21 protein-coding genes are annotated in these 24,175 nt (G+C 60.1%); 10 read left to right on the top strand and 11 right to left on the bottom strand.

Going from position 1 to position 24,175, the window contains the following annotated elements; genetic code table 11:
* Positions 1-130 precede the first annotated feature (130 nt).
* Positions 131-4,801, bottom strand: a complete 4,671-nt coding sequence (gene gltB / locus JIN84_RS21455; RefSeq protein ID WP_200353154.1) for a glutamate synthase large subunit — start codon at positions 4,799-4,801, stop codon at positions 131-133.
* Between the two features lie 349 nt (positions 4,802-5,150).
* Here gltB and JIN84_RS21450 point away from each other — a divergent pair, with 349 nt between their 5' ends.
* A complete protein-coding gene (locus tag JIN84_RS21450) occupies positions 5,151-5,612 on the top strand; it encodes a hypothetical protein (protein ID WP_200353153.1) in 462 nt (153 codons plus the stop codon).
* Positions 5,613-5,642: 30 nt separating this feature from the next.
* Here JIN84_RS21450 and JIN84_RS21445 read toward each other — a convergent pair whose 3' ends face one another.
* The 5 genes from JIN84_RS21445 to JIN84_RS21425 form a co-directional block, all read right to left on the bottom strand.
* Positions 5,643-6,044, bottom strand: a complete 402-nt coding sequence (locus tag JIN84_RS21445) for a hypothetical protein (RefSeq protein ID WP_200353152.1) — start codon at positions 6,042-6,044, stop codon at positions 5,643-5,645.
* A 349-nt stretch (positions 6,045-6,393) separates the two neighbouring features.
* Positions 6,394-7,059, bottom strand: a complete 666-nt coding sequence (gene modB / locus JIN84_RS21440; protein ID WP_200353151.1) for a molybdate ABC transporter permease subunit — start codon at positions 7,057-7,059, stop codon at positions 6,394-6,396.
* 211 nt (positions 7,060-7,270) lie between these two features.
* Positions 7,271-8,011, bottom strand: coding sequence for a molybdate ABC transporter substrate-binding protein (modA, locus tag JIN84_RS21435; RefSeq protein WP_200353150.1), 741 nt, complete (start codon positions 8,009-8,011; stop codon positions 7,271-7,273).
* A 7-nt stretch (positions 8,012-8,018) separates the two neighbouring features.
* Entirely contained in the window at positions 8,019-9,404 is a 1,386-nt protein-coding gene (locus JIN84_RS21430) for an alginate export family protein (RefSeq protein ID WP_200353149.1), read from the bottom strand.
* Positions 9,405-9,431: 27 nt separating this feature from the next.
* Positions 9,432-10,499 carry a substrate-binding domain-containing protein gene (locus tag JIN84_RS21425; RefSeq protein WP_200353148.1) on the bottom strand — a complete coding sequence of 356 codons (1,068 nt, stop codon included), beginning with the start codon at positions 10,497-10,499 and terminating at the stop codon, positions 9,432-9,434.
* 234 nt (positions 10,500-10,733) lie between these two features.
* Between JIN84_RS21425 and JIN84_RS21420 the strand changes: the two genes are divergently transcribed.
* Positions 10,734-11,270 (top strand): helix-turn-helix domain-containing protein, encoded by a 537-nt coding sequence (locus JIN84_RS21420; RefSeq protein WP_200353147.1) that lies wholly within the window; start codon positions 10,734-10,736, stop codon positions 11,268-11,270.
* Positions 11,271-11,304: 34 nt separating this feature from the next.
* Positions 11,305-11,628, top strand: coding sequence for a hypothetical protein (locus JIN84_RS21415; RefSeq protein ID WP_200353146.1), 324 nt, complete (start codon positions 11,305-11,307; stop codon positions 11,626-11,628).
* A gap of 211 nt (positions 11,629-11,839) precedes the next feature.
* Here the strand turns inward: JIN84_RS21415 and JIN84_RS21410 are convergent, their stop codons facing one another.
* The gene (locus JIN84_RS21410) at positions 11,840-12,277 is read right to left on the bottom strand and encodes a hypothetical protein (RefSeq protein ID WP_200353145.1); all 438 of its coding nucleotides are present in this window, start codon (positions 12,275-12,277) and stop codon (positions 11,840-11,842) included.
* 2 nt (positions 12,278-12,279) lie between these two features.
* Here JIN84_RS21410 and JIN84_RS21405 point away from each other — a divergent pair, with 2 nt between their 5' ends.
* Together JIN84_RS21405 and tnpA are read left to right on the top strand one after the other, a co-directional pair.
* Complete coding sequence (locus tag JIN84_RS21405; protein ID WP_200353144.1) at positions 12,280-12,564, top strand: hypothetical protein; 285 nt, start codon at positions 12,280-12,282, stop codon at positions 12,562-12,564.
* A gap of 661 nt (positions 12,565-13,225) precedes the next feature.
* Positions 13,226-13,570: an IS66 family insertion sequence element accessory protein TnpA gene (tnpA, locus tag JIN84_RS21400; protein WP_200353143.1), complete on the top strand. Its 345-nt coding sequence runs from the start codon at positions 13,226-13,228 to the stop codon at positions 13,568-13,570.
* A gap of 33 nt (positions 13,571-13,603) precedes the next feature.
* Here tnpA and JIN84_RS21395 read toward each other — a convergent pair whose 3' ends face one another.
* The gene (locus tag JIN84_RS21395) at positions 13,604-13,885 is read right to left on the bottom strand and encodes a transposase domain-containing protein (protein ID WP_200353142.1); all 282 of its coding nucleotides are present in this window, start codon (positions 13,883-13,885) and stop codon (positions 13,604-13,606) included.
* On the opposite strand from JIN84_RS21395, the gene JIN84_RS21390 reads away from it, so the two are divergent.
* Positions 13,884-15,059 carry a recombinase family protein gene (locus JIN84_RS21390; RefSeq protein ID WP_200353141.1) on the top strand — a complete coding sequence of 392 codons (1,176 nt, stop codon included), beginning with the start codon at positions 13,884-13,886 and terminating at the stop codon, positions 15,057-15,059. The genes JIN84_RS21395 and JIN84_RS21390 overlap by 2 nt on opposite strands.
* Positions 15,060-15,505: 446 nt before the next feature.
* On the opposite strand, the gene JIN84_RS21385 is transcribed toward JIN84_RS21390, so the two are convergent.
* The 3 genes from JIN84_RS21385 to JIN84_RS21375 all read right to left on the bottom strand — a co-directional run bounded on the left by JIN84_RS21385 (position 15,506) and on the right by JIN84_RS21375 (position 17,811).
* Positions 15,506-16,123, bottom strand: coding sequence for a PEP-CTERM sorting domain-containing protein (locus JIN84_RS21385; RefSeq protein ID WP_200353140.1), 618 nt, complete (start codon positions 16,121-16,123; stop codon positions 15,506-15,508).
* A gap of 295 nt (positions 16,124-16,418) precedes the next feature.
* On the bottom strand, positions 16,419-17,114 hold the full coding sequence (locus JIN84_RS21380; protein ID WP_200353139.1) for a helix-turn-helix transcriptional regulator: 696 nt from the start codon (positions 17,112-17,114) through the stop codon (positions 16,419-16,421).
* A 196-nt stretch (positions 17,115-17,310) separates the two neighbouring features.
* The gene (locus JIN84_RS21375) at positions 17,311-17,811 is read right to left on the bottom strand and encodes a VOC family protein (RefSeq protein WP_200353138.1); all 501 of its coding nucleotides are present in this window, start codon (positions 17,809-17,811) and stop codon (positions 17,311-17,313) included.
* Positions 17,812-18,067: 256 nt separating this feature from the next.
* Here JIN84_RS21375 and JIN84_RS21370 point away from each other — a divergent pair, with 256 nt between their 5' ends.
* From JIN84_RS21370 to JIN84_RS21355, 4 genes are all read left to right on the top strand, one after another.
* Positions 18,068-19,057 carry an SAM-dependent methyltransferase gene (locus JIN84_RS21370; protein WP_200353137.1) on the top strand — a complete coding sequence of 330 codons (990 nt, stop codon included), beginning with the start codon at positions 18,068-18,070 and terminating at the stop codon, positions 19,055-19,057.
* Positions 19,058-19,182: 125 nt separating this feature from the next.
* Complete coding sequence (locus JIN84_RS21365; RefSeq protein ID WP_200353136.1) at positions 19,183-21,870, top strand: valine--tRNA ligase; 2,688 nt, start codon at positions 19,183-19,185, stop codon at positions 21,868-21,870.
* A 228-nt stretch (positions 21,871-22,098) separates the two neighbouring features.
* Positions 22,099-23,157, top strand: coding sequence for a DUF4332 domain-containing protein (locus tag JIN84_RS21360; protein ID WP_200353135.1), 1,059 nt, complete (start codon positions 22,099-22,101; stop codon positions 23,155-23,157).
* Positions 23,158-23,171: 14 nt separating this feature from the next.
* Entirely contained in the window at positions 23,172-24,122 is a 951-nt protein-coding gene (locus tag JIN84_RS21355) for a thioredoxin family protein (protein ID WP_200353134.1), read from the top strand.
* Positions 24,123-24,175: the final 53 nt, after the last annotated feature.

Here is a 24,175-nt window from a genome sequence, read left to right as displayed (position 1 = left end):
ATCTTTGAATTTAAGAGACGCAAGACGCTAGATTTGAAGACACTAGAGGAGAGTCGGTTCCGTCGCTTCCTTCTCCTTCCATATTCTCTCCTTCTCTTTCGTCTTATGTCTTGAGGTCTTGAGTCTTCGATCAGTTCCCCCCGACACGTGCCAGGTCCTTGAGGTTTTCTTCAAACGCGGCCATCGCCGCTTCATCACCGGTGAGGCCTTGTTCCTCGACGCGTTTGAAGGCTTCCAGCATGCGTTCGTAATCGCGGGGAAGGACCTTGAAGAACTTCGGCAGCTCGGTGTCCCAGTTTTCCAAGAGGAACCCGCCGCGTGGCGATCCGGTGTATCCGACGTGTTTGGCGATGGTGTCCCTGACCAGCCCGATGTCGGCGTCGCTGCTCTCGATGAGGCGGTAGAGGTTCACCATCTCGTGGTTCAGGCGCTTTTCGAACAGACCGTCCACGTCGTAAACGTAGGCGACGCCGCCGGACATGCCGGCCGCGAAGTTCCTTCCCGTCTCGCCGAGCACGATCACCTGGCCACCCGTCATGTATTCGCAGGCGTGGTCGCCCACTCCTTCCACGACCGCTTTCGCGCCGGAGTTCCGCACGCAGAAGCGTTCGCCCGCGATACCGTTGAAATAGGCTTCCCCGGCCGTCGCGCCGTAGAGGGCGACGTTGCCGATGATGATGTTTTCCTCCGGCTTGAACCGCGCGTTTTTCGGCGGGTGGATGATGATTTTCGCGCCGGAAAGTCCCTTGCCGACGTAGTCGTTCGCATCGCCCTCCAGACGGAAGGTCATGCCGGGCGGGGTGAAGGCTCCGAGCGACTGGCCCGCGCTGCCGATGAACCGGAGGTCGATGGTGTCCTCCGGCAGTCCCTTGCCGCCGTATTTGCGGGAGATCTCGCTGCCGGTGATGGTGCCGACGACCCGGTTGATGTTGATGATGGGCAGCTCGGCCTTCACCTTCTCCCCGCGCTCGATGGCGGGTTTGCAAAGCGCGAGCAGATGGGTGTTGTCGAGAGCCGCCTTGAGTCCGTGATCCTGCGCCTCGGTGTTGTAGGCACCCACGCTGTCGGCCACATCCGGCTTGTGGAAGATGGTGGTGAGGTCCACTCCGTTCGCCTTCCAGTGGGCGGTGGCCTCGTTGGTGTCGAGGCACTCCACCTTGCCGACCATTTCATTGATGGTGCGGAAACCGAGTTCGGCCATGATCTCGCGGAGCTCCATCGCGACGAAGGTCATGAAGTTCACCACATGCTCGGGCTTGCCTTCGAAGTTTTTCCGCAGCTCGGGATCCTGTGTGGCGATGCCCACCGGGCAGGTGTTCTTCTGGCAGACGCGCATCATGAGGCAACCGACGGTGACGAGCGGTGCCGTGGCGAATCCGTATTCCTCCGCGCCGAGCAACGTGGCGATGGCCACGTCCCTGCCGGTCTTGAGCTGGCCGTCGGTCTCCAGGACCACGCGGCTGCGGAGATCGTTAAGCAACAGGATCTGGTTGGTCTCCGCGAGGCCGAGTTCCCATGGAGCTCCGGCATTGAAGATGGAGGAGGAGGGGGACGCGCCCGTGCCGCCGTCGTGCCCGGCGATGAGGATGACGTCCGCATGCGCCTTCGCGACCCCGGCGGCGATAGTGCCGACGCCGACCTCCGCCACCAGCTTGACGTTGATGCGGGCCCGCGGGTTCGAGTTTTTCAAGTCGTGGATCAGCTCGGATAGATCCTCGATGGAGTAGATGTCGTGGTGCGGCGGCGGGGAAACAAGGCCGACGCCGGGAGTGGAGTGGCGCACCTTCGCGATCCATGGATAGACCTTGGAGCCGGGAAGCTCGCCGCCCTCGCCGGGCTTCGCGCCTTGGGAGATCTTGATCTGGATTTCATCCGCGTTGACGAGGTATTCCCCGGTGACACCGAAGCGGCCGGACGCGACCTGTTTGATGGCGGAGCGCTTGCTGTCGCCGTTCTCCATGGTGACGAAGCGGGACGGATCCTCGCCGCCCTCCCCGGTGTTCGACTTGCCGCCGATGCGGTTCATGGCGATGGCGAGCGTCTCGTGGGCTTCCTGCGAGATGGAACCGTAGGACATGGCCCCCGTCTTGAAACGTTTGGTGATGTTCTCAACGGACTCCACCTCGTCCAGCGGCACCGGCCTGCGGTTGCTGCGGAACTTCATCAGGCCGCGCAGGGTGGAGATGTTCTCGCTCTGGTCGTTGACCTTCTTCGCATACTGCTTGAAGACCTCGTAGCTGCCGGTGCGGGTGGATTTCTGCAGGAGGTGGATGGTCTCGGGGTTGAACAAATGATACTCGCCATCGCTGCGCCACTGGTAGACACCGCCGGTGTCGAGCGCGATGTCCTCCGCCTCGATGTGCCGGTCCGGAAACGCGTCCCGGTGGCGGATGAGCGCCTCTTCCGCGAGCTTGTGGATGTCCGTGCCCTCGCAGCGGCTGGAAGTGCCGCAGAAGAACTTGTTCACCAGATCAGTGCCGAGACCGATGGTCTCGAAGATCTGGGCGCCACGGTAGGAGGCGACGGTGGAGATCCCCATCTTCGCCATGGTTTTCACCACACCCTTGATGGAACCCTTGAGGAAATTGTAGACCGCCTTGTCGAAGTCGATGGCGAGCATGTCATCCGCGATCATCTTGTGGATGGAATCGAACGCCATGTAGGGATTGATGGCGTCCGCTCCGTAGCCGATGAGGGTGGAGAAGTGGTGTACCTCGCGGGCCTCGCCGGTCTCCAGGATGATGCTGACGAGCGTGCGCGTTCCCTGGCCGACGAGGTAATGATGGATGCCACCCATCAGGAGCAGCGTGGGGATGGCGGCGTTTGCCCCGCTGAGGTTCCGGTCGGAGAGGATGAGCAGGTTGTAACCGGCGGCGATGGCCTCGTCCGCCTGGGCGCAGATGTTGTCGAAGGCGGCTTCCAGTCCCTTTCCGCCTTGGTCGGCGGGGAAAAGCGCGTCGATGGTGGTCGCCTTGAAGCCTGTCAGGTCCACCTCGCGCAGGCGGGCTAGCGATTCGTTGTCGATGAGCGGATTGTCCAGCCGGATCATGCGGCAGCTTTCCGGACCGGGGGCGAGCAGGTTGCCTTCCGAGCCGAGGAAGGTCTCGGTGGAGGTGACGAGCTCCTCGCGGATGCAGTCCAGCGCGGGGTTGGTGACCTGGGCGAAGATCTGTTTGAAATACTGGTAGAGATGCTTCGGTTTGGTCGAGAGCACGGCGAGCGGCGTGTCATTTCCCATGGAGGAAATGGGTTGCACCCCGGTGGACGCCGTGGGACCGAGCAACATGCGGAGATCCTCATAGGTGTAGCCGAAGGCGATCTGGCGCTCCAGCACGCGGTCCTCCTCCACCGCCTTCGGTGCCCGGGCGGGCGGCAGGTCCTTGAGGGTGATGCGGTTTTCCGTGAGCCATTTCGTGTAAGGCTTAGCGCCATAGACGCGCTTCTTCACTTCCTCGTCCGGGACGATGCGGCCCTCGTCCATGTCCACGAGGAACATCCTGCCGGGGCGCAGGCGGCCTTTTTCCACGATGGAATTTGGATCAAGATCCGGCACCACGCCGACTTCGGAAGCCATGATGACAAGGTCGTCGTCGGTGACATAGTAGCGGCTCGGGCGCAGGCCGTTGCGGTCCAGCACGGCACCGATCATCCGGCCGTCGGAGAAGGTGATGGAGGCGGGGCCGTCCCATGGCTCCATGAGGCAGGCGTGGAATTCGTAGAAGGCGCGCTTCTCCGCATCCATCATGGTGTGGCGCTCCCATGGCTCCGGGATCATCATCATCATGGCATGGACGAGGTCGTAGCCGCCGAAATGCATGAACTCGAGGGCGTTGTCGAACCGCGCGGAGTCCGAGCCGTCCTCATTGATGACGGGGAACATGTTCTCGATGTTCGTGCCGTAAAGGTCCGACTGGCAGAGAGCCTGGCGGGCTTTCATGAAATTCGCATTTCCCATGACGGTGTTGATCTCGCCGTTGTGGGCGATGAAGCGGTTCGGGTGGGCGCGCGACCAGCTCGGGAAGGTGTTCGTCGAGAAACGCGTGTGCATCAGCGCGAGCGCGGACTCGAAATCCGGATCCAGGAAATCCGGAAAATACTCGGAAAGCTGGCAGGGCGTCAGCATGCCCTTGTAGATCATGGTACGGGCGGACAGTCCGGTGACATAGTGGTAGTCCGCGCCGGGGAAGGTGTTGCTCTTGTTTCCGTGCACATCCTTGAAGCTGTTCGGCACCTCGTTGTTGCGGATCCAGTTGGCCACCTGCTTGCGGATGACGTAGAGCCGGGTCTCGAACGCCCGAGCGTCCGTGATGTCGTCGCTCTTTCCGATGAACACCTGCTTGATCACCGGCTCGTAACGGCCCGAGGTTTTTCCAAGGATGGAGCTCTTCACCGGCACCGTGCGCCAGCCGAGGAACTTCTGCCCCTGCTCGCGGATGACATGCTCGAACACCTGCATCGCCACCTCGCGCACGGACGGGTCGGGAGGGAAGAAGACGAGGCCCGAACCGTAGTCGCCCTCGGGCGGGAGATCCACGCCCTTGGCCGCCATCTCGCGCCGCAGGAACTTGTCCGGCATCTGGATGAGCATGCCCGCGCCATCGCCCGTCGCCGGGTCCGATCCGCTGGCTCCGCGGTGGTCCATGTGCTCGTTCATCGTGAGCGTCTTCAAGATGATGTCGTGCGAACGCTTCCCCTTGAGATGGGCGATGAATCCGACGCCGCACGCGTCTTTTTCACGCGACGGATGCCAAAGGCCCTGCGGTTCGGGCCAGCCAAGTGGGGATTTGTTCGTTGAGGACATGGAGTGGTTGGAAAATGACGGGAGGCGGTGGTTGCATCCGCGCGGGGCGGGAAAGAGATGTTCCGCCGACGAATGGGAGGGACGTGAAAACCCATCCATCCGGCGACATCTGAGAAACTGATTATCGTATGACAACCTGTCAAGCTGCGTGGAAGGGGAGGATGGAGGCACAAACGGGTTAGAGGCGGGCCTGAAATCAGTGATTCGATCTGACTAGCCATCCGGCTGGATGCGGAGTGTGGGGAGCGGGGTCGGGCGGCGAAACCGGATGAATGTTGACGAAGGTCTTGAGTGGAATTCGCGCTTTCCGCCCGCTGCCGGATGGGCTACTGGGACGGCTTCAGATCCCATGAAACGCTCTCTCCGCATCACCATCCTCTTCCTGCTGGCCTTCGCATTGTCCGGTTGCATCTTCGGCGGCGGTTCGTCTTCAAACAGGCGTACCCTCGGTCATGTGTACCAGGATTCCGACGGGTTCCACATCATGACCTTGGTGGAATCGGGGGCCACCGTGAGCGGGACGGCGCGCACGATCGGGAAGAACGACGCGGACCGGCCGCTGCTGGTCTCCATCGGCGAGTTCGACCGGATGTGGAGCAGGTTGGATGAACAGGCCTTGGCCAGTTACAAGTCGGGGAAGGACGCGGGTCGGTTCAACGCGGCGGACAACTACGTCATCAGCAAGGGCCACATGCGGAAAGGCGGCACGGCGACCTATGTGGTCCCCCACTCGGAGGCTTCACCTGAACTGAGACAATGGGTCGGCGAGTTCCGTACCAAGGCCAGGACCGAAAGCGCCGCGGCCTGGTAAGCGAAGACGACCGTGGTGGACGCCGGCGGTTCACTTCGCCCCCAAATTCAAACATACCTTATTCTCCGCATACCCGGAGTACGGAGGCTGAAGAGGGCTGTCGGTGAAGTGGAGCAAGGCGCAGAATCCGAACGCTCCGGCGTGCATCGCCATCGTGAAGGCCACCAGATGCGCGGGGGCGTGGACATCGCTGATATACATCAGCATGATCGCGAACAACGATGCGAGGAATACGGAGATACAGGTTCCTAGAACCACATCCCACGGATCGAATCCGGTCGCACCCACATCCAGCCCCGGAAAGGCGGTGAGCAAGATTCCAGCAATGATTCCGCCGAGCAGCAACAACGCCATCACCAGATTCCGGTTTGCGGATCGGTAGATCTCCGCAGCGGGACCGTAGGGTGGCAGGGTGTCATTGGAAGTTCGCATGATGGATTGGCTTCGGTTCTTTCATTCGGGCGGATCGTCGGAGCTGACGGAAGTGCGCCATCCGCGAGGCGTGCTATCCCTGTTGATTTCCTTGCAATGCAGGTGCCAGATATTTTGGTTGGATGTTTGTGACTGATAATCAAAGGTTTATTTGTTTGTGAAAGAATTCCGCAGCCGTGCGTCGTGCGGGATTTCAGTGCGAACTGCCACCAAAAGACATTTGCGGGATCATCGCCGCGAGGGCGAAATCCGTACCCTGTGGATCAGTGGAGGCCGGTTGATGGCCAGGGTTCCAGCTTCAGACAACAGCGGACGTATGAGCTGCGGGTGATGCCGCATGAGGGCATGATCACTTCTTTTTCTTCACCAACATCTCACTGATGAAAAGCACGGAGAAGGCGATGGCCGCGGAAATGGCGGCGAGCTTCCAGACGGTGTCGTCCTGTCCGAGCTGCACGTGCTGGTAGATGGAGACGGAGAGTGTGGTGGTGGCTCCGGGAATGTTTCCGGCCACCATGATGGTGGCTCCGAATTCGCCGAGCGCGCGGGCGAAGGCGAGCAACATGCCGGCGAGGATGCCGCGTCTGGCGAGCGGCAGGGTGATGAAGAAAAACACCCGCCACTCCGGCGCGCCGAGGGTGCGGGCCATTTGTTCCAACTCGGGGCTGACCTCCTCGATGGCTGCGCGTGCGTTTTTCACCAGCAGTGGGATCGCCATCACGGACAGCGCGATGACCACGGCCTTCCAGGTGAAAACGATGTCTGTCTGGAATGTCTGGTCCAGCCAGCTTCCGACGGGTCCCCGCCTGCCGAAGAGGCGTAGCAGGACGAGTCCGGTGACCACGGGGGGAAGCACCAGCGGCAGGGCGACGAATGTCTCGACGAGGCTTTTCCCCGGCCACTGCTTCCTCGCCAGAAGCCATGCGAGGGCCACACCCGGCGGCAGGATCAGCAGGGTGCCGAGCAACGCCATCGCCACGGAAAAGAGGACGATCTGGATTTCTTCGGCGGTCATGGCAGGATGGGGCGGTTTCGAGCGGAGAGAAGGGGGGCCTTGAGGAGGGTGGACGCCCTCGTCCACCAAGTCGATGTGCTGCGGAACAAAGTGTGAGGCTTTTTTCCTGTTCTCCACCGGCCGGGTGGACGATGGCGTCCACCCTCCAAAGCGCGCTCCTGTGTAGGTTGGCGCCGGTGGCAAAAAGCATAGGCCTCCGCAACAGCCGGGGTCAATCAATCACCGTGAAACCGAACCTGACGAAGGTGTCGTCCGCGGTCTTGTCCGCGAGGTAGACGAGGAATTTCCGCGCGGCGTCCGGTTGGCGCGAGTCTTTCACGACAGCGGCGGGGTAGGTGATCTTCGGTCCTTCCGTGGCGGGGATGGCGAGCGCGATACGGACCTTTTTGGAAATGGCGGCGTCCGTCTTGTAAACGATGCCCGCCTCCGCGTTTCCGGATTCCACCACGGCCATGGCCGCGCGGACGTTTTCGGCAGGGGCGACCTTCGGTTCCAGCTTCTTCCACAGGCCGGCTTTCTCCAGCCATTCCTTCGCATAGACTCCCGCCGGGACGGCCTTGGGATCACCGAGCGAGAGGCGTCTGATGTCGCCCTTGAGCAGGTCTTCCGGCGCGGAGATTTTCACGCCCGGCTCCGGAGTGATGATAACGAGACTGTTTCCCAGCAGGTCCTTGCGGGTGTCCTTCATGACGAGTCCGGCTGCGTCGAGCGCGTTCATTTTCGCTTCGTCCGCCGAGAAGAAGATGTCGGCGGGTGCCCCTGCCTGGATCTGCTGCGCGAGGGTGTTGGACGCGGCGAAGTTGAAGCGCACCTTGTCGCCGGTGGCCTTTTCATAGCCTGCCGCGATTTCCTTCAGCGAGTCGGTGAGGCTGGCCGCGGCGAAGACGGTGATCTCCGCCGCCGTCAGTTGGCAGGCGAGAAAAAGTGATAGGAGGATGGATAACGGTTTCATGTGTTTTTCAGAAGGTGAGGGTGAGTTGTGTGTAGAACCAATCCGCGTCCTCGGCGGCGGTTCCCACGGAGTCTTCTATGTAGTCTCCCGTGAAGAAGTGGCCGTAGCCGAGCTGGACGTTCGACCATTTGGTGACGGCATAGTTCGCATAGATGTCGATTTCCGAACCGACGTAGGAGCCGTAGCCGGAGTTGATGCCATAGCCGTTGGCGTTGCGGCCGCCGCCGGATTCCGGGTAGAAGAGATCGCCCGTGTCCGCGAGGATGAAGGTGAGGTAGTCGACGGAAAAGGTGAGGCCTTTCACCGGCTTCATGGAGAAGGCCAGCTTGGGGATGTGCATGTTCCGCGCGCCGGCGAGATCCATCAGGCCATACGGGCGGTGCTGGGTGCCGAAAAGGTTTTCCAGCGTTTCCACCCTGCCATCCGTCGAATCGCCATCGCCGGAACCATATTCATAGCCGATGCCGAGGCGGGGCGTGCTCCAGATGTTGTCCCATGTGTGGCCGCCATCAAGGAAGAGCGCGTGCGACCGCTGGTCGAGACGGGCATCCTGGGCGGAGTTATAGACACTGCCGAACTGGAAGGCGGCTTCCAAACTATAATCCCAGCCGCCGAACGCGTCGGCGTTCGATTTCCACAACGTGCCGAGGGTGTAGATGTCGCGCTGCGTGGAGGGGGATCCGGGGTTGCCGGTGCCGATGGCGTTCGGAGCCTGTTTCCCATAGTTTCTGGCAAGGAAATAGACCTGTGTGTCCTGCCATGGCATGAGCTTTTTTGATCCCGCGTAGATGCCGGAAAAATAATCATAGTCATTGCTGGTGTTGAAATTACCGTCGTCGGGCAGCACCACGCGGCTGGTGAAGGCGTCCACCCAGCCGAACGGGTTTTCAAGGCGCAGCTTCACCGCGTCGAAAGAGCGCCCGTAGTTGCTCCAGTCTCCTTTGCCGACGAACCGCTGGTCGCCATAGGAAAGCTCCTGCCGGCCGATCTGTGCGGTGAGGGGAAATTCCTTCGCGTTTCCGAGCGTGAGATAGGCCTGATGGAGGTCGAAGACATCGTCCGCCTTCTCGTCCTCGTGGCCTGACGCGTCACGGCCTTCGACGAATCCACCGATCCATTCCGATTTGTAACCCACGTGGATCTTCTCCCGGAAATAGAATGCCTCGCGGCTTTCGGCGATGCCGGGGACGAAGTCGGTGGAAGCGTTCACCCCGGCGTCGTCCTTGTTTTCAAAGCGGCCGCGCAGTTCCGCTCCGATGTCCCATGGCTGGCTCCCGGGGTATTGCTGACGGAGCCATCCATTGAACAATGTGACCTCCTTCTCCGCCGCGTGGCTGGAGTTGGAAATGGTGAGAATGGCAACGCTCAGTGGTGCGAGTAGTTTTCGATTCATGGCGGGTGTTTGTTTGGGGAAAAGGTTTCAGACAGAGGCCAGCTCTCCGGTGAGGCGGGCGTCGTAGCCCGGCAGCTCGTCGATCATCTGACGGTAGCGGCGGCTCCGCAGCACGCGGATGAGCGCCTGCACGCGCGGGTCGTTTTCAAGGGAAGCGTGGAAACAGAAGTCCAGCGCCTCGTTCTGGATCGGCAGGAAGTTCAACCGTGCCTCCACCGCCGGGAGCTTCACGCAGATGCCCGCGTCCGCCCATCCGGCGCGGACCGCTCCGGCCACGCCGTGGTGGCCTTCGACCTCCCGCCCCTGCGGCTTTTTTCCTTCCAGCAGATGGTCGAGGCATTCTCGTGCGGCTGACCCCGGTTCGCGGGCTGCCCATCGCGTGGCTTGTTTGGAAAGGGATTTCACCGAACTCACGCGGCTGTCGGACGGCAGCGCGATGCCGGATTCCCAGGCAGCCACACGCAGCAGGCGTGAATTCGCACCCAGCGTGTCTCGTGCGGATGCGGCGTTCCGGTCCGGCGACTTCCCGGTGGACCGATGCACCGCGGCCATATGGATGCCACGCTGCTTCGCCAGCTCCAGCGCGGCACCGCCACCGCGTGGAAAGACCAACATGCGGAAACCGGATTCGCGGGCGTACTCATGCGCGAGCAACCCGGCGGCGGGATCGCAGGTGGCGACGGTCAGCGTCATTTCGGCGGAGGCGGATTGCGAATCATGGGATACCCCGTTTTTCCAAATACCATCGGGCGGCAGGGGATTGAGCGATGTCGCCTCCACCGGATAAAAAAGCCGCCTGCCGGAAACCTCCGCCTCCCAATACCGGCACGGCTCCTGCCACGGTTGCCATGCCCATGTCGGCCCGCCCGGTGCTGGCTTGGCATTTCTTCCGAAAAGCTCCTCCACCGTGCAGCCCAGCACTCCTGCCAGCGAGAGCGCCGTGGAAACGGAAGGCGTGAGCCGGTCTCCCTCGATCGCGCTGACGGCCGCCCGGGAGATGCCCGAGCGTTTGGCCAGCTCCGCCTGCGACCAGTCGCGGGCGACGCGCATCGCCTGCACGGAATTGGAACGGCTTTGACGGGATGCTAGGATCATGGATGGTGGTGATATGATCGTGGCATTCCTGGCGCTGGCTCCGCGATTGAGGTCGGTGTTTTTCATGAGCGTGGTCTACGGGTTCCTCCGGCCTGCGCGGCCATCCACTGTCCGAGGATGGACCGTCGCCCCAGCCAGGGGCAAGCCTATTGCCGCCCTCCGGGATGCGGGGAATTCATCCCCGCAAGCGGTCACGGTCATGGGCGGATTTTTTTCGTAGGTGGTTTTTGGGAAATGCGATACACCCCGCGCATGGATGAACTGACACGCGATCACGGACCACAGCCGCTCGACGGCCTGATGGTGCGCTGGAATTTGACCAATCATGAATTGGTGGAGGTTTCCGAAGAACAACTGAACCACAAGCAGGTGCAGAAAGCCCGCAAGGGCCGCCAGCTCACGCTGCACCTCATGCAGAAGCTCACCCGCGCCCTGAACGAGACGGTGATGATGAAACTGCCGAAGGAAGACCGCGAGAAATTCGTGCCCTACCTTCACAAGCATCTTCACAGCTACTTTTTACAATTCAGTCTTCATTGTTTTCGGAAGGATCGGGACGCATGGATGACCTCAAGTTCCGCGCTTGCCGACCGCATCAGGGCGGCTCGGAAAAGCCTCGGCCTTACCCAGAAGGAGATGGCAAAGCGCCTCGGAGTCACGGAGGGAACATTCTTTACTTGGGAGGCTGGCGGCCATGAGCCCTCGGGCACTATGATCAGGAAGCTGTCGGAATTTCTCCGAATCGAAATCGGACAGCCAAGGAATGCTTGAACTCGAACCGATACCAGCCAACAAACCCCTTAAGATGATGAGCGAAGAAGAGAGAGATTTCGGGCCGCAGCCCCTGATAGCGGTAATGGAGAAGTGGGGCCTCGAGAGCCACGATCTGGTCGAGGCGTCGGAAGAGCAGCTCACCTACAAGCAGGTGCAGCGTGCCCGATCCGGCCGCAAGCTCACGCTCAAGATGATGATGAAGGTCGCCCGCACCCTGAACCTCGCGATCTGGAACAAGCTGGACAAGGAGAAGCGTGAGAAGTTCGTGGAGTACCTTCACAAGGATCTCTTCTCCTATTCCAAAGGATTCGATGCGGACAAGCCGGACCCGAACCAAGACATGCTTTCCGCATAGGTACGCGATTGGACCGCATGCCGGCGCGGGTGCGAAAGCTTCTGAGAAATTTTTCGTAATCTCAAGGCCCCGGGGCATGCCCGATGTGGACACATCTATCAGCTTTCAGGTTTCCTGGCCCTGCCTTTGGTCCTGAAAGACGGAGCAGCTGTTCGCCGGGCTCAAGCTCCGTGTGTCGTTGGCTGTGTTTTCTGCAGAGCGGCAGCCTGAGCTACTCGGGCTTCAGCTGGTTGTCTTTTTGGTGTTCCGCTATCGCCCTGTGGATGGCGGCGAGCCTTTCCTCGCGTTCGCGTTCAGACATACCTGCCTGATGGACACGAACTCTGTACCCTCGAGAGGTTGTTTCGTAAGATGCCAGCGTGGCTCCGAGCGAGGCGAAGTATCCACCTATGGAGTCGGATTCCATGAAGGTGACCTTTTCGATTGAGATGCCGCGTGCCTTGGCCGCCTGCTGAATTTCGGCGAAGTGCGGGCTGCTGTCCGAAATCACGACCACTGAGTCGATACCGCAATTGAGGGCCTTTTCGATGTTCCGGACCTCTTGGTCGAGAGGACTGCTGTCGGCAATTTCGAAGGCTATGGTAATTGACTGTCCCTCGACGAGGACTATCGAAGGGGGATACCTACGGCCACCTTGCTGACCATCCAAGTGTGAGACCCGGAAAAGATTTTACAAAAATCGCCCTTGATAAGGCAAAATCTGATAATATTGCCCGAAATGGAGGCGTGATGCGTGATGATATCACAGGTGAGATCATGACTCCTCATCCACGCACGACCAAAGGAAGCACTGTTCCGCCATCTGCGGTTCAGGGAGATCATGTGATCCCGAAAAAACCGAAAGATCCGACGGTGAAACCAGGTTCTAATAGTTTCAAAAACTTAAAACTCCGCCGCGCTGAGCACAATAAGAAAAAAAGCAACAAATCACCATGAAAGAGGAAAATAATTGCGAAGAATGGCCATTTGAGGATGGTCCCAGTGCTCCAGTCTTCACCACCGGACACGTAATAATAGAATTGAGGCCTATTGTTCATGCCGTAAGAGCAGCAGATGGGGACTGGCAGTTTCTTAGTTCCGAAGGCGCAGACGAATCCTCCTTAAAGATCGTAGCTCTGAAAACCTTGCTAAGTCGCCATCCTTATGTTAAGGATATCAGTGATTTGCATCTGGGGTGGGAGGCGTGGCGTCCGGACAATCAGTCACCTTGGAGTCGCAGGAAAATTGTGGGGCGTCAATGAGTGTGCCGGCAAGCCAAGCCAATGCCGCTGTCCGAGATTCAACTTATAAAAGCGAATTCGATATGTGCGAAACCTAGAGAAAGTGGTGGACATCATTAACACGGACTGTCGCAATGTGGAACGATCAATGTGACCAATTTTCCGGTCTCCTGCTCGACTGCTCCCACCACATTCTGCCGGATTTGTCCGCCGTAATGAGGCTGGGTGGGTACCCCCGCTTCAGCCCTTTCGCCCTTTGTCGCGGATACCCTTCAAAACCCGCCTCATCACCGAAGACACCGTAAGCGAAGACACCGTAAGCGCTCCACGGAGCACCGGTTCCCTACGAATCCGTAAAGGTCATAGACTGTCCGTCTATGACCCTTCCCAATTCTGACAAGCCGGACGGCATGATCCGTTCGGACCGCCGTGGCCGACTCCTCATCCGTGCCGAGCTGCGGACCGCCATCCTCCTGGCCTTCGATGCCAGTTCGCTCTCTGCCATGGCCTTTTGTCGGCAGCACGGATTGTGCTATTCCACCTTCGCCACCTGGATCCAGAAGCGGCGCAAGGGGGACGCCCCGCCTGCATCAACAGCCCACACCCCGGCTTCCGCCAGCCAGTCGTTCGTCGAAGTCCGTCTTGAGGAAGCCGCCACCACCGACCGACCGCTCCTTCCGCTCACATTCAACCTGCCTTCCGGTGCCAGCGTTGAAATGTAAGCGCTACATGGAGCCTCGGTTGACAAGGCGGGTTCAACCGGCGGCCAGTAACGTGACGGTGGTTTGCCCGGCAGGTTTCCAATTCACCGGCAGCAGTGCGTCGAGTCCGGCGGTCGTGGTGTCTGGCAGACGCTCCAGGACATCCCGCAGGTAGGCATACGGTTCGTGGCCGTTCCGCCTCGCGCTCTCGAGGAGCGTGTAGATCACAGCGCTGCGGTCCCCCGTGTCTTCTCCTCCCACGAAGAGCCAGTTCTTCTTCCCCACCGCGGTGGAGCGCTTACCGTCGAGCCCCGCAGGCAGGGTGTTTTTTACCATGATCGCGGCGATGGCGCAGTGGGAGCGCGAGGAGATCTCCTCGCGAGTTGCTGCTTCGGTGCCTGTCCGTGCCAAGATGGGGAGGTCCACCGGCGGAAAGCCCGTCTACGGTTATCACTGGGTCGACAGCAAGATGGTGCCGCAGCCGGAGGAGGCTGCCGTCCGCAAATTGATGGTGTCCCTCTTCCTTGAGCACCGCCGCAAGCTGACCGTCGCTCGCATTCTCAACGAGAGGGGCTACCGGACGCGTGCCGGCAACCTGTGGTCGTATTCAACGGTAGGCAAGCTGCTCCAGGATCCGACGGTGAAGGGTAATCGCTTGGCCAATTTCACCCGGAACCTAGGTGACGGCAAGTGGGAGTTCAAGCCGAAGGAGGAATGGGTCAATGTCCCTGTCGAGCCAATCGTCAGCGAGGAGGATTGGAACGAGTGCAACCGCATTCTCAACGAGGGGAGGGAAGGGCATGGCCGATACATGCAAAAGGGCCGCAATCCGAAATACTTGTTTTCCGGGCTCGCGTTCTGCGGGGCGTGCGGGAATGACGTGAAGATGTATCCCCAGACCGGAACTCCGAAGTACCGTTGCTACAAGTGCAGCAACAAGATCCCGAAGGACGACCTGGAGGCGCTCTTCATCGAGCAGATGTCCGACTTCCTGCTCGATGACCGCCGCCTTGCGGAATACATGCTCAAGGCTTCGGAGGCGGCTGGCGAGAAGCGGAGCCTGTTGCAGTCGCTGGCCAAGGACGGGGAGAAAGTCAGCAAGCGCTTGGAATCCCTGGTGGATCTCTATCAGGGAGGGGCGTTGGGATTTGACGAGTTCAAGCGGCAGTCGGTTCCTTTGGAGGCGCGGAAGATCGAGATCGCCAGGGAGACGGAGCATCTCAAAGAGATGCTGATGGTATTGGACGCGGAACAGGTTTCTTCTCAATCCCTAGCGAAGGATGGCGCGAAATTGGTGAGCCAATGGTTCAAGATGTCCCATCTTAAGCAGCGGGAGTTGGTGGAGAATCTCGTATCGCGAGTTACCATAAATCGATCAGAGATAGATTTCGATCTGAGGTATCTCCCGGGTATGGGTAAAAAGCATCCGCATTCTCATCTCTTCAACTACGCGAAGAACCACGACCCCGCCTGGCCGGATCCGAATGAGGAACTGATGCCGGAGCGCTGAGTGTTTGGCGAGAAGGTGCCGATCCTCCGGGTGGCGGATGCGTCATTTCAATTCTGGAGCGGCCTTCCGCCGGCGGCGTTGCTTTTGGATTAGCAAAACCTTTTCCATCCATGCTCATCCGCGTCAGCCTGTGATTAAGGAATCCACAAGTCTGGGAATTTCGGCATTAGCCTATCTTTGAGCGCGCCACCGGTCTTTGAAAATCGGCGGCGCGCCGAAAGTGGAATAACATTTGTGGCGGAGATTACGATGTTAACGGGGGAGGCATCACGTGTCCGATTCCTCGGATGAATGTCTTACCACCTGGTGAGGCACGCCTCGCAACGACCGCGTCGGATATTGATGTATCGGAAGAGATTGTCGGATTTTTCCGTGAGCTTTTGGATAAGAGTTTTATAACTTTCAAGCGCCGCATTCCCAGGAATTGAAAGGTGAATTCCCGTGCCTCAGCGTCTTTTCCGAAACATCAGAAGCCCGAGGCCAAGGCCGCCCAGCGCGAGCGCGGACGGTTCAGGCACTGACGATCCATTCAGGCTGAAAATCAAGGGGCCGTCATCGTAATACCGATATGAGTCGAAATTCGGAGTGCTGGCAAAACGAACGTCCGGCTCGCCGCTGTATGACCAGCCCCAGACTTTGTTGTTGCTTGCCACTGACAGCCAGTAGGTGCCTGCTTCCAGGCTGATTGTTGTCGTGGGCGTGAGCGTGCTCTCATATACCGGGTTGTCCAGTTGGCTACCGGTATACAAGTTGCTGACAGGCATATTGGAAAATTGATTGCTCCCGACCAGGGAGCCGACCGTTCCGTTGTTATCACTCAGGATGGAGACATTGAAGCGGTATTGTTCAGGGTTTGTCGAAGCAAACACTCCCTCCACTTTTATTGAATCAATGTTGGAATCGCCGGTGAGGGTGAATCTGGTTGCTATGAACTGGGGTCCAAGCGTAGAGCTGACCCATGACGATTTGGTCGCGCCGAAGGTTCCGCTTTCGAAAAGGACCGCACCGTGGCTGAGGGAGGCGGCGGCCAGCGAGGCGACAAGGACAAGTGATTTTTGAAACATTGTTTTATCTGGTGAATTACAAATGAAAACCATGGTGACCGTTTCAGTTAGATAAAAGAACAAACCATACCCCCTAAACAGGTCCCCCCCGTCTGATGGCGATAAGCCGGCGATTGATCTCCGATCCCCGGCTGGGAAGTCTCGGAGCGCGGCGGGCCGCTTCACCTTGGCTGGGACGGAGACTCCGGCCTGCGCCCGATACAACGGTGAACCTGGGTCTCCCAACAGTGCCTCCGGACAGGAAGAAATCGCTGCCAGCGAGGAGACCTGTATAAGCAGGATTGCAGTCCGCCCTTCACTCCCCCAGCCAAAGGGCCATCAGTCCCGCCCTGCTTTGGACGCCGAACTGCTCGTAGATGGACTTGATATATTTATGCGTCGTGTTTGCCGACTGGCCCATCGCCGCGGCGATTTCTTTCTCGGACATGCCAGTAAGAAGTTTCGAGACGATACGCCGGGCGGTCGGGCTGAGCGGTGCTTCGGCGATGGTCAACCCTTTGCTGAGAAGCAGCTGGCGGTGGAATCCGTGGATGCCGCGCAGGAGTGTGGTGGCTGTGGCAATCTCCTCTTGCGAAAAATACGGCTCGCGGTTGCGGTCGAGAAGGAAGATGGATTCCGCATCGTCATTGAGAGGGAATGTCACCCACACGCGGTCGACGATGCCGAGCTCGGTGTAGTGCAGGCGGTAGTGATCGCTGCGGCTGAATTCGTCGAAGGGGATCCATCCGTCGCGCAGCTGGTGGACGCGGAAAGTGCCCGCACCGGCGATGTTCGCATGGGTGGCAAGGCCGATCTGGAAGTCGGGGTCGATTTTGTTATGCCGCTGGAACCACCAGGCGATGAGGTCATCGTAGGACTTCGGATCGGGGACGAGGCTGTAGATGGCACGCGCGCGCCAGCCGAGAAGTTTGTCTCTCCGTGCATGCGCGCCTTTGAATACGCGGATCGCCGCCAGCCAGCGGATGTTGTCCGCTTGGAAATGGGTGGCCATGCTACTGGCGAAATGGTTCAGGGCCTCATCCGTCTTTCCTGCCGGGAATCGATGTAAATCGTCCCATAGTCTGTAAACGCCCTCCATACCTCCAGTTTGTTCGTAAAAACGCGCGGCGTGAAGCGAGATATCCTGATAGGATCGATTTCTCAAATTTTTCCGAAGCCGTCAGAAGCATCCGCTTCAGCCTGCTGTTTCATGATCCCGCCGCCGCGCTCCCCACAAGGCCCTGGAGATCGAGCGGGCGGGTGAACATTTGCAAGTCACCTGTTGCGGAACGAGGCCATAGTTCGGCCGGGCGGTCCCAGTAGAGCTCGACGCCGTTGTGGTCGGGGTCGCGGAGGTAGAGGGCTTCGCTGACGCCGTGGTCCGCCGCGCCATCCAGGGTGATGCCGGCGCGGGTGAGGCGTCGCAGGGCGTCCGCGAGATCCGCGCGGGTGGGGTAGAGGATGGCGAGGTGATAGAGTCCGGTGGCGCGGGGCGGGGGCGGCGTGCCGCCGAGGCTTTCCCAGGTGTTCAGGCCGATGTCATGGTGGTAGCCGCCCGCGGAGATGAAGGCGGCGTCGGTGCCGTAGCGTTGCGTGACGTGGAAGCCGAGAACGCCGCAGTAGAAGGCGAGGGATCTTTCGAGATCGGCGACTTTCAGGTGGACGTGGCCGATGCGGACCTGCGGGTGGATCGTGGGTTCGGTGGTCATGGTCCGAGTCTAGGGGAGACGGGGGAAGTTGCCAGTTTCAGTTTTGAGGGAAGAAAAGGGGATCGCCATGGGCGGTGACGGATGAAAAATGACCGGATGAAGATTCCTCCCTTCGTCGATCAGTTGTCGCATTCGTTTGTCGTCGATCGTCTGCTTTCTCGATCTTTTCGTTGTCAGTCTGCCCCTTGAGGATGTGTCGGAAAGTTTGCCGCTTGCTGCGGGGCGGCGAGGTCCTAGGCTGGGCGGAGAAAATCGGATGATGAAACGAAGCGAGACGGAATTTTTATTCGCCCTGACGAATCCGGGCACGGAAAAGGCGTTGAAGCTGGAGGTGGAGACGATGGGGCTCGGCTGGCGGCTGAGTTACCAGCGGCGCGGGTTCGTGACGTTCAAGGCGGATACTCCGTTTACGTTGGATTCGCTGGATGCGGAGGTGGCCTGCGCACGGAGGTTGTGCCTTTCGCTGGGGAAATCCGCGACGCGCGAGGAGGCGGTGGCGCGGCTTGGCGAGGTGCCGGTGGTTCATCATGCGAGGTTCCACGATCGGAAAATGCAGGGGGGGCACGATGGTCCGGCACCGGCGCGTCCGAAGCCCGGCGACTTGATCGGCACCGTGGTGGAGCTTGGGGAGGGGGAATTCTGGAGCGGGCTTCACCGGCACGCACCGTTTCTCAGCCCGGACCCGGCGGGGGATTCGGGGATTGTGATGACGGAGCGTTCGCCGTCGCGGGCATGGCTGAAACTGGAGGAAGGCGCGCGTTTTTTTGATCTGGATTTCACTGCGAAGGACGTGGTGGTGGAGGTGGGTTGCGCACCGGGCGGGGTCGTGCTCGCGTTGCTGGATCGCGGGGTGCCGGTCATCGGCGTGGATCCGGCGAAGATGGCGGACGTGGTGATGGCTTCCGCAGTTGCCAACCGCGAGGAGGGCCTGCCGGGGCGGACGTGGTTCCACCACTGCCGCAAGCCCGCCGCGTTGGTGAGCAAGCGGGACCTCGGGCAAGGTGTGACGTGGTTCATGTCCGACATGAACCAATCCCCCGAGGTGGTGCTGAAGGAGTGTGCCCGGTTTTGTAAAATGGCACCGGGCATCCGTGGAGCACTGATGACCTTGAAACTGACGGACCCGGCGCAGGTGGCGGAGAAGGCGGGCTGGTTTGCCACTTTGCGGGAAATGGGTTTCAGAAAAATCCGCCTGCAACAGCTCGCGGTTCATCACAAGGAACTGGCGTTGCTGGCGATGCGGTGAGGAAGAGCGAGGAGCGGAGGGCAAGACAGGAGCGGACATTCTTAAAAAACGCGCCGCCCTTCCATCGAGCGTTCCGTTTTCCCATGCTGGACAAACCGCACCGGGTCTGGCATCCATCCGCCCCCATGTCCGAGTTAGCGAAAGCCTATGAGCCCCAAGCCGTCGAAGCCAAATGGTACGCGGCCTGGTTGGAAGGTAAATGTTTCGAAGCGAATCCCGCGTCCGAGAAGGACGGGTATTCGATCGTCATTCCACCGCCGAATGTCACCGGCATCCTGCACCTCGGTCACGTCCTGAACAACGCCCTTCAGGACATCCTGGCCCGTCGCGCGCGGCAAAATGGGAAGGAAGTGCTGTGGCTGCCGGGCACGGACCACGCCGGCATCGCCACGCAGGCGAAGGTGGAGCGCGAGCTGCGCGAGAAGGAAGGCGTGACCCGCCGGGATCTCGGGCGCGACGAGTTCCTCAAGCGCGTGTGGGATTTCAAGAACAAGCATGGCGACATCATCATCAACCAGTTGAAGCGTCTCGGCTGCTCGTGCGACTGGAGCCGCGAGCGGTTCACGATGGACGAGCCCTACACGGAGTGGGTGAGTCATGTGTTTGTGGAACTTTTCAAAAAAGGCCTGATCTATCGTGGCAAACGCATGGTGAACTGGTGCCCGGTCTCCCTCACCGCGCTTTCCGACGAGGAGGTGATTTCGACGCCCCAGCGGTCCAAGCTGTATTTCATGAAATACGAGCTTTCGGACGCTCCCGGCGAATTCCTTGAAATCTCCACCACGCGTCCCGAGACACTGATGGGCGACGTGGCGGTGGCGGTGAATCCGAAGGATCCGCGTTTCACGAAATACATCGGCCGCAAGGTGAACCGTCCTTTCCCCCATGCGGAGATCCCGATCATCGCGGACGAGCACGTGGACATCGAGTTCGGCACCGGCGCGCTCAAGATCACCCCGGCGCACGACAAGGCGGACTTTGAAATCGGCATCCGCCATGGGCTTGAGATCATCGACGTGCTGACGCCGGACGCGCACATCAACTGCCCGGACCTGCCGGATTTCCACGGGCTGGACCGTTTCGTCGCGAGGCGGAAGGCGGCTGCGAAGCTGGAGGAAATGGGCCTGCTCATTCGCATCGAGGAATACGACAACAACGTCGGCTACTCCGAGCGGGGCGGCGTGCCGATCGAGCCGCGCATCTCGATGCAGTGGTTCCTCAAGTATCCGAAAATCCAGGAAGCCGCCGATGCCGTGGCGAGTGGCGACATCAAGTTCCGCCCCGAGCGCTGGGCGAAGACCTACGCACACTGGATGGAGAATCTGCAGGACTGGTGCATCAGCCGCCAGCTCTGGTGGGGGCACCAGATTCCGGTGTGGTACCGCAAGGACAAGATCGAGGCGCTGAAGGGCGCCGAGTCGCTCGGCATGACGGATTTCTCCGCTGGTGACATCCATGTCGGGGTGGAGGCTCCCGCCGATGCGGAAAACTGGACCCGTGACGAGGACGTGATGGACACCTGGTTCTCCTCCTGGCTCTGGCCGTTCGCGACCATGGCGGACGTCGGTGAGAAAACCGAGACGCTGAAGAAATTCTACCCGACCGACGACCTCGTCACCGGCCCGGACATCATTTTCTTCTGGGTGGCCCGGATGATCATGGCCGGCTACGAATTCACCGGAGAACTGCCGTTCAAGAACGTCTATTTCACCTCAATCATCCGCGACCTCAAGGGGCGGAAGATGTCGAAGTCGCTCGGCAATTCGCCGGACCCCATCGAACTGATGGAGAAATACGGCGCGGACGGACTGCGCTTCGGTCTGATGCGCATCGCGCCGACGGGGAGCGATCTCCGTTTCGACGAGACATCGGTGGAGGAAGGAAGGAATTTCGCCAACAAGCTCTACAACGCCTGCCGCCTGCGCCAGATGGGGGGCGAGCCGTTCCAAGTTCTGGAGACGCTGGACTCCGCCCGCCCGTATCACATCAACGTGATGGCGAAGCTCGACGAACTCGCCGTGGATCTGGAACGACTTTACGGGGAATATCGTTTTGGTGAGATCGCCCACCGACTCTATGAATTCCTGTGGAACGACTTCTGTGACAAGTTCCTGGAAGCGGTGAAACTCGACTTGCGCGACACGGCGGAGCCATGGGCGAAGGCGCTCTCGCTCGGCGTGTTCGACGCGGTGATGGGCCGCTACCTGCAATTGCTCAGCCCCTACATGCCGCACGTGACCGAGGAGCTGTCCGCACGCATGGGCTACGTGGCCGAGGGCGAATTCCTGATGGGGAAGGAACTGCCTGCGGAGCCGCTTCTCGCGGAGCTTTCCGAGGAGGAGATCGCCGCCGCGCGATCCGTCGCCGGGGAGATCTACGAATCCGCCGGACGCATGCGGAATCTCAAGGCGGAATACAAGGTCGGCTCGCGCAAGGACGTGCGCTTCGTCATCAAGGCCGCTCCGGAGTGGCTTGAGGGGGAGGTGAAGGTGCTCGCCCTGCTCGTCGGGGCCGAGCAAATCACGCTGGATTCCGCTTACGAGGCGCCGAAGGGCACGCCCGCCGCCGTCACCGGAGTGGGCGAGGTTTACCTGCCGCTGGAAGGCTTGATCGACGTCGAGGCCGAGCGCGCCCGCCTGACCAAGGAGATTTCCAACACCCAGATCGAGGTGAGGAAATGCGAGGGCAAGCTGGGCAACGCCAGCTTCGTGGACCGCGCGCCGCCGGAGGTTGTCGAACAGGAAAAGGCGCGTCTGGAGGACTGGAAGGCCAAGCTGGTGCAACTCGGCGAAATGCTCGCAGCGCTTGCATGAGGTGGGTTTGAGCTGAAGAGGAGGGGCTTCGTGGTCCCTTTTCTTCACCCTCGCGCTCCGGGAAGATCCAAGGCCGCTCTCTCAAGCGGACGGCAGGTCAGAACCCTGAACGCGCCAAGTTCGCGCTTTCAGGCGGCAGCTTGTCCTCTTCGATTAAAAGGCGGTTGATCATGTGACCGCTTGCCAAGACTTATACGGTGACTAAAGTGACCACGCGTTGATTAACCCATGACGAATCTCCAAAGTATCCCGGGCATCGGGAAATCATCTCTCGAACTGCTTGAAGCCGCTGGATTCGCCAATGCGGAATCCCTGGCGAAAGCGGGAGTGGACGAACTCGTCAAGGAACTGGAGCGGGCGAACCAGATCCTCCGGATCGCCGAACGTGCTCCCGGCCGCAAGGACATCGATCAATGGATTTCCACCGCCCGCACCCTCACGGGAGTCGAGGAGGAAACCGTCCCGGAGATGGTGATGCCGGTGGACTATGAAAAATCGCCGCAAGCCGCCTCCATGCTGGCGGGCGCGCCCTTTGCCATCCCTCTGCCTGCGAAGGTGCTGGTGGAGCAGAAACTCGGGGTGGCGGACATTCCGCCCGGCATCCTGCTGAACCGCTATTCCGGCGATTTGGAAATTCGCGTGGAAGACCGCGTCCCGGCCTCGAGAAATCCTAAGCCCCCGGTGCCTGTATCCAGCAACGTGATGATTTCCGATCCCGGTCCGTCCCGTATCGAGATCGACACGGCGCGCATCAAATCCATCGACGTGCTGTCCGGCCCCGCCCCCAGGACGGGAACCACCAAGAAACTTGCCCAGGACGACGACCGCGTGGCGCTCATCCGCGCTCCGCGCGTGGAGACGAACCGGGGAAAGGACCCGAGTTCCCGCCGCTACATCCGGGGCGTGCTGCACAGCCACCCGATTTCCCTGAGCATCGGTGCCATTCTGACTCTCGTGCTGACACTGTTGCTCCCCGCGGGTATTGTCTCGGCGGGACTGCTTCTGCTTTCCGACCTGATGCCGCAGCACTTCCAGTGGGTTCCCAAATGGTTGTTGGTTTTCCCGCTCTGCCTCCCGGTCGTCGGTATCGCATGGATGATCTGGGGCATGAACGGCAGTTGCCGTATCTGCGGACAGAGGCTGTTCGTGCCGCGCATGTGTCTGAAAAACAGCAAGGCACATCATGTTCCGGGCTTGGGCTACATCCTGCCCGTCAGTTTCCACATGCTGGTTTTCAGATGGTTCCGCTGCACTTACTGCGGCACTCCGGTGAGATTGAAAAAATAAGCCGCCTTTTTTCCATGAAACTCCTCCCTCTCTGGACATTGATCCCCGCCATCGCCCTTGTTTCGTGTGGAGGCGCGGGAAAGATCGAGCAACGGGAGAAGCAGGAGAATCCCATCAATCCCGCGACGAAAAGACCGTTGATCCGTTCGGGCAGTTCAGATTCGGGAACGCCGGTCGCACCGGGAGGAAACATTGCCGCCGGCGGGGCGAAACCGGACCTTTCCATTTTCCCTTCGGCGGACGAGATCGCCTATACCAATCCGGACGATCCCGAGGCCGGTGTGCCGGAACTCGGCGACCTCCTCCTGGCTCCGAAACGCGGGCCGTGGGAAGAAAGCGAGACCATCGCGAAACAGCGTGCCATGCGCGAGGGAAAGCCCCTTCTCATCTGGTTCACGGATTCCCAGACCAGCCCGATGTGCAAGGCTCTGAGCCAGGAGCTGTTCTCCACGAATGATTTCGGCAACTGGGCGACGGAAAACATCGTGCGGCTCAAGGTGGACTCATTCGTCAGCAAGGAGGACGTGCAGGACATGAAGTCCGAGGAGGCGGATGACTACCGTGCCAGGGTGAAGGAATACAACATCCGTTTGAAAAAGCGCTATAAGATCATGGGTTACCCCTCCCTGGTCATGGTCAGTCCGAACGGCGAGGTGGTAGGACGCTACCGGGGATACAAGCGCGGCGACTCGACGTTCCTGTTCGGGCAGTTCAAGCATTCGGCGGAGGTTTCCGTCCAGTCGATCAAGGGGTGGCACGGCAGCCTTGAGAAAAAAGGCTACCGGGAGTGGCAGGACCGCAAGGGGCGGAAGATCTTCGCCAAACTTACCTCCTATTCCAGCGGCTCCGGCGTGCTCAACTTCATCGAGCCGGACGGCACCCGGTCACGGACCACCGAAAGCAAACTCTCCGACGAAGATCGCGCGTGGATCAACGAGCAGAAGAAGCTGAGGAATCTCGAGTGAATCCACGCGATGCCGCTGATGACATGCGCGGTCAATTTGTTGCGCGAGCGGCT

The organism is Luteolibacter yonseiensis (assembly GCF_016595465.1).
Classification (GTDB): Bacteria; Verrucomicrobiota; Verrucomicrobiia; order Verrucomicrobiales; family Akkermansiaceae; genus Luteolibacter; species Luteolibacter yonseiensis.
Note: the sequence above shows the minus strand (reverse complement) of the source record. Positions and strands in the feature narration are given on the sequence as shown.